Origin of the sequence: Thomasclavelia sp. (assembly GCF_017889095.1) — a bacterium.
Classification (GTDB): Bacteria; Bacillota_I; Bacilli_A; order Erysipelotrichales; family Coprobacillaceae; genus Thomasclavelia.
Map to the genome: position 1 here is coordinate 1 of NZ_JAGHEW010000022.1, position 4,672 is coordinate 4,672.

The following is a 4,672-nucleotide window of genomic DNA, read 5'->3' on the forward strand; positions in this document are numbered from 1 at the left end:
GGTTAGGAAAAAACAGTAATTTTCTAACACTTTTTCAGTTTCACAGAAACACCCGGCTGTAATGATATACGTACAGGCTGGGTGCTTTTGATTTTCACCTAAACGAATCTAAATTCCTATATAATAATAAAAAGCCACCTACAGTGACTTTTAAACTTTTTGATTAATACATAATTCCACTACACCATCTAACATATAAACACTTGGTTCTTTAATATAATAAAAATCGGGTAAAAATTCTTCATCAATAAAAGATAAAAGTGTCTTTTTTATCTCGTTTAAATCAGGTGTCATTGGTGAATAAATAGCTACTGCCTCTGGTCCAATAATTGTAATTGCCGGCAGTAAAGCCTTTGTAACTAATTCGAGCATACCAAATTGATTCCATGCCAGCTTATAAATATCATTTGATAATTGCATTCGTTTCATATAATATTTCACTTCACCAGCAATTCCATTTTTCCCTTTAATTACCTGCCCATTAGAAATAATTCCCTGTCCACCATTTCCAAACCCAAATGGTTGTGAATGGTAAATGATATTTTGATATTCAGGATGTTCTAATGAAAAACCAGCTACGGCAGCATTGGCATTATTATAAACAAAAACATCAATATTATATTTATCTTCAAAATCTTTTTTTATATCTATAACTTTGCCATTTGCAGGTTCAATTAAATGTTTTTCATCTTTAACAATACCTGGTGAAGCAATTCCAATTACATCAATATAAGTATGCTTTAATAAAACAGTATCTATAATATCATATAAATCATAAATATTCATTGACGGTTTAATAATTTGATTGCTGTCAATAATTTCACAATTATCGTATAAGCGATAATAAATTCGGGTTTGTTCTTTACTGATCAAAAGCACGATCGATAAAATTCTTTTTGTATACTCTTGACAACAACTACATTTTTCTTTATTCTCTTTTTCTTTCTTATTTTGATTAAATGTTTCTAACTCACTTTGAATAAATTTTAGCGTTGATAAAGCATCATACGACGCAAAAAACGCGGTAGGAATCTGGCAAACTAATTTTTCAGGTAGACTTTCTTGTAATCTTTTAAGCATATAACCAATTTGTGGTGCAATTAAAATTACATCATAATTATTAGCTTCTTCGTAAATACTTAAATAAGATACAGCATTAAAATGATAATCTAAACCTAACATTTCAGCTACTGAATTTAAGTTTTCGGCAAACATTGAAGTAGTCAATCCCGCTGAACATGATAATAATACTTGCAACGTTTTCTCTTCTTTTAAATTAATCAATGTTTCCACCATTTCATCATACAGCTGTTTAGAATGAGCCTCATCATTTAATTCAAAATGAAGATAAAATTTCACAGAATCATCTTTATAAGAAATAATTTTAAATTCAACAATTTGATAAATATCAACTTCTATAAAGCTAATTACTGCTTCGCCATAATCAGTAACTAGTTTAATACAATCATCACTGTCTACTACAACATTATAAGGTACATTTTGATGATCTTGAATCCATTCTTTAAAATTAAAATCTTGTATTTTAGCCATATTACTCCTCTTTTCTACTATCGAATAAAATTTGTACGTTTAAATTCTTCTTTTTCTGGTAAACCATACTTTTCTTTGCCATCATGAATACATTTTATTAAAAATGACATATTTCTTGCTAAAACTCGCATAGTTTGAAGTCCTTCTTCATCTTTTGAAGCTTCCCCACTTTCACGACCATGAATTCCATTCCAATATTGTGATGAAGCAATCGGCATTCCGGAGATGGCAAAAAACTTGTTAATTTCATCATAAGTCGCTGAAATGCCACCTCTTCTAGCAACAACAACACTAGCCCCAACTTTCATCGTTTTATCTACTGGAGTACTATAAAATAATCTAGTCAAAAAAGCAATTAAAGTTGCATTAGCTGAACCAAAATATACTGGTGTACCAACAACAAGACCATCACAATTTGCAAATTTTTCAGTCATTTCATTAACAACATCATTGATTACACATTTTCCATAGCCATTTTTACAAGACATACAGCCTAGACAGCCCCGAATATCTTTATGACCAAGATGTATAATCTCCGATTCAATTTCATTTTGATCAAATATTTTGACCATTTCATCTAAAGCAATTCTAGTATTCCCTTTTCCGTGGGGGCTACCATTAATTATTAACACTTTCATTTTTCTACCTCCTATTGATGATTAGCTTTGACAATCTCTTTTAATGAAACAAAGGGATGTCGATAGCGTGCTTGATTATTTTTATCTTCTTTTAAATCAATAGCTTTAAATGGACAATTATGTACACAAGCTAAACAAAAATCACATTTACTATTTAATCGTTTTGCTTTGCCATCAACTATTTCAATATTACCAATTGGACAAACCTGCTTGCAAATATTACAGCCAACACAACGATTTGACATAATGATTGTTTCACCATTATTTAAATAGGGCTGCTCTTTAAATTTTTGTTGAACTTGTTCATATAATTTTTTAGCTTCATCATCAGGTTTTGGAATAAAATGGACCTGATTAGACAAATTAGTCTTAGCTTTTTTTAGCTGTTCATCAACTTTTTTATCCAAAGCTATTTCTTTTTCCATATCAAATGCTGGTAAATAATTATCAACCATTTTGATAGTTTGAATATAATCAACTTTAAGATTATTTGTTTGACAAAAATTCTTACTCCAAGACGTAGCAACACTATCGTTACTTCCATAAGTTAATAACAAATAAAAATAATCGGTTTCAAAATTAGCTTTTTCAATAAACCTTCTAACTGCTTTTGGTAATTCACCAGCATAAATCGGACTAACAATGCCAATTTGATTTGCCTGATAGTTTAAGTTATCTTTTTTTAACTCTTGAGGAATACTATATATTTTAGATTCAATCTTTTTAGCTACATATAAACAATTTCCAGTGGCAGTAAAATAAAATAACATTGGCTTTTCCTCCTTTTTTCACTTATAATTTTAATCAAAGAAAAAAAATAAGTACAATAATAATATTGAAGTCTACTATAATGAATATGAATAGTGAAAAGAGGAGTTAACATGAGTATTGAATTAGAACAATTAAAACACCTAGTTGCTTTTTATGAGTTTAAAACACTTTCTAAAGCCGCAACAGAATTACATATTTCCCAGCCTGTTTTAACTAAATCAATGAAACGAATTGAGGAAGAATTAAAAATCAAATTGTTTGAACGATCAAAAAACAAGATTATTTTTAATGAAACTGGCCTTTTAGCCGTTGAACTAGCTAAACGATTATTAAATGACTATGACAATATGAAAAAACAATTAATTGATTTTGATAAAAAACAACATACTTTTGCCATTGGTTCTTGTGCTCCCGCACCTAGTATTGTTTTAAATCAAAAAGCAATGCGTTTTTTTCCCGAAAAATCTATTTCTAGCGAAATCAAAGATAATAATAGTTTAATAGCCGGTTTACAAGATCAGACATACACCGTAATTATTATGCCTTATGACATTGAAGACGACCAAGTTGGCAGTATTCCTTTTATGGATGAACAACTTTATTTTTCATTACCTTACGATCATCCTTTAGCTAAACAAAAATCCATTTCTTTAAAAGAAATGGATGGTCAAAAAATGTTGTTAATGTCCAATATCGGTTTTTGGAGCAGTATTTATCAAGATAAGATGGCTAATACTAAATTTTACATTCAACAAGATCGTAATGATTTCTATGATTTAATTGAACTGTCAACTTTACCTTCATTTACTTCAAGTTTTACAATGGAATATGATGGTATGCCTAAAAATAGAGTAATCATTCCTATTAGTGATAAAGAAGCTAAAGTCACTTTTTATTGCTGGTACTTAAAAGAAAATGAACATTCATTAGCATCATTTTTATATCATCTTAACTAATAAAAGCTATCGTTCGATAGCTTTTATTGCTTGATTTGTCGTTGCCAAAAATTAATCGCATCATCGATCCAGCCTTCACTAATTGTATTTAATCCTAGACCAAAGCCATGTTCCAAACCAGGATAACAATGAAATTCCGTTGCAATATTTAACTTACTTAATCGTTTTAATCTTGTTTGCATAACATTATAATCTGCAATCCAGTCATTAGTTCCGACACAAGCATAAGTTGGTCCATCATCTTTAGATACCCGATTGTAACCAGTATATTGCATGATTATCGCATCTGCCTGAGGGATGTGACCATCAAAATAGGAATTTAATATTTGTTTATTTCCTAAAGTTGCCGCCATTCTAGCCCCGGCCGAACCACCCCAAAGAGAATAATGCTTTGAATCAACTTCTAAGCTTTGATGATGGTGATAAATAAAAGAAATAGCTTTAGCTAGATCATCATAAGGATGATCGATCCGATAGATCAAGACAAATGCATTATAGCCTTTTTTACTTAAATGTAAAGCATGAGGAAAACTGTCATGTAAAGCCCCTACGTAAACAAAACCACCACCAGCATTACATAAAGCAAAGGGAGCATTCTTTTTTCCTTTGAAAAAAAATAGTCCGGTATTGTTTTTAGAAGGGTCTTTTAATCTTTCTTCCTTTGAGTAAATATGATAAAAAATTGGGTATTTTTTACTATTTTGATAAAGTGCTTCTATTACTTCAATTGTTTTTTCAACATAAATATGACTATAC

The 4,672-nt window shown here is 30.0% G+C and carries 5 protein-coding genes; 1 reads left to right on the forward strand and 4 read right to left on the reverse strand.

All coding sequences use genetic code 11. The features are described from left to right. Positions 1–150: 150 nt before the first annotated feature. The 3 genes from J7M77_RS01070 to J7M77_RS01080 are packed head-to-tail and all read right to left on the reverse strand — an operon-like array spanning position 151 to position 2,959. Positions 151–1,551, reverse strand: coding sequence for an ROK family protein (locus J7M77_RS01070; protein ID WP_296875133.1), 1,401 nt, complete (start codon positions 1,549–1,551; stop codon positions 151–153). A 17-nt stretch (positions 1,552–1,568) separates the two neighbouring features. Beyond that, positions 1,569–2,189: a flavodoxin family protein gene (locus tag J7M77_RS01075; protein WP_296875135.1), complete on the reverse strand. Its 621-nt coding sequence runs from the start codon at positions 2,187–2,189 to the stop codon at positions 1,569–1,571. 11 nt (positions 2,190–2,200) lie between these two features. Beyond that, positions 2,201–2,959 (reverse strand): EFR1 family ferrodoxin, encoded by a 759-nt coding sequence (locus J7M77_RS01080; RefSeq protein WP_296875136.1) that lies wholly within the window; start codon positions 2,957–2,959, stop codon positions 2,201–2,203. A gap of 111 nt (positions 2,960–3,070) precedes the next feature. Here J7M77_RS01080 and J7M77_RS01085 point away from each other — a divergent pair, with 111 nt between their 5' ends. Continuing rightward, complete coding sequence (locus J7M77_RS01085; protein WP_296875138.1) at positions 3,071–3,916, forward strand: LysR family transcriptional regulator; 846 nt, start codon at positions 3,071–3,073, stop codon at positions 3,914–3,916. Between the two features lie 23 nt (positions 3,917–3,939). On the opposite strand, the gene J7M77_RS01090 is transcribed toward J7M77_RS01085, so the two are convergent. Further along, positions 3,940–4,672 (reverse strand): alpha/beta hydrolase (locus tag J7M77_RS01090; RefSeq protein ID WP_296875139.1); only part of this gene is annotated, 733 nt, incomplete at its 5' end.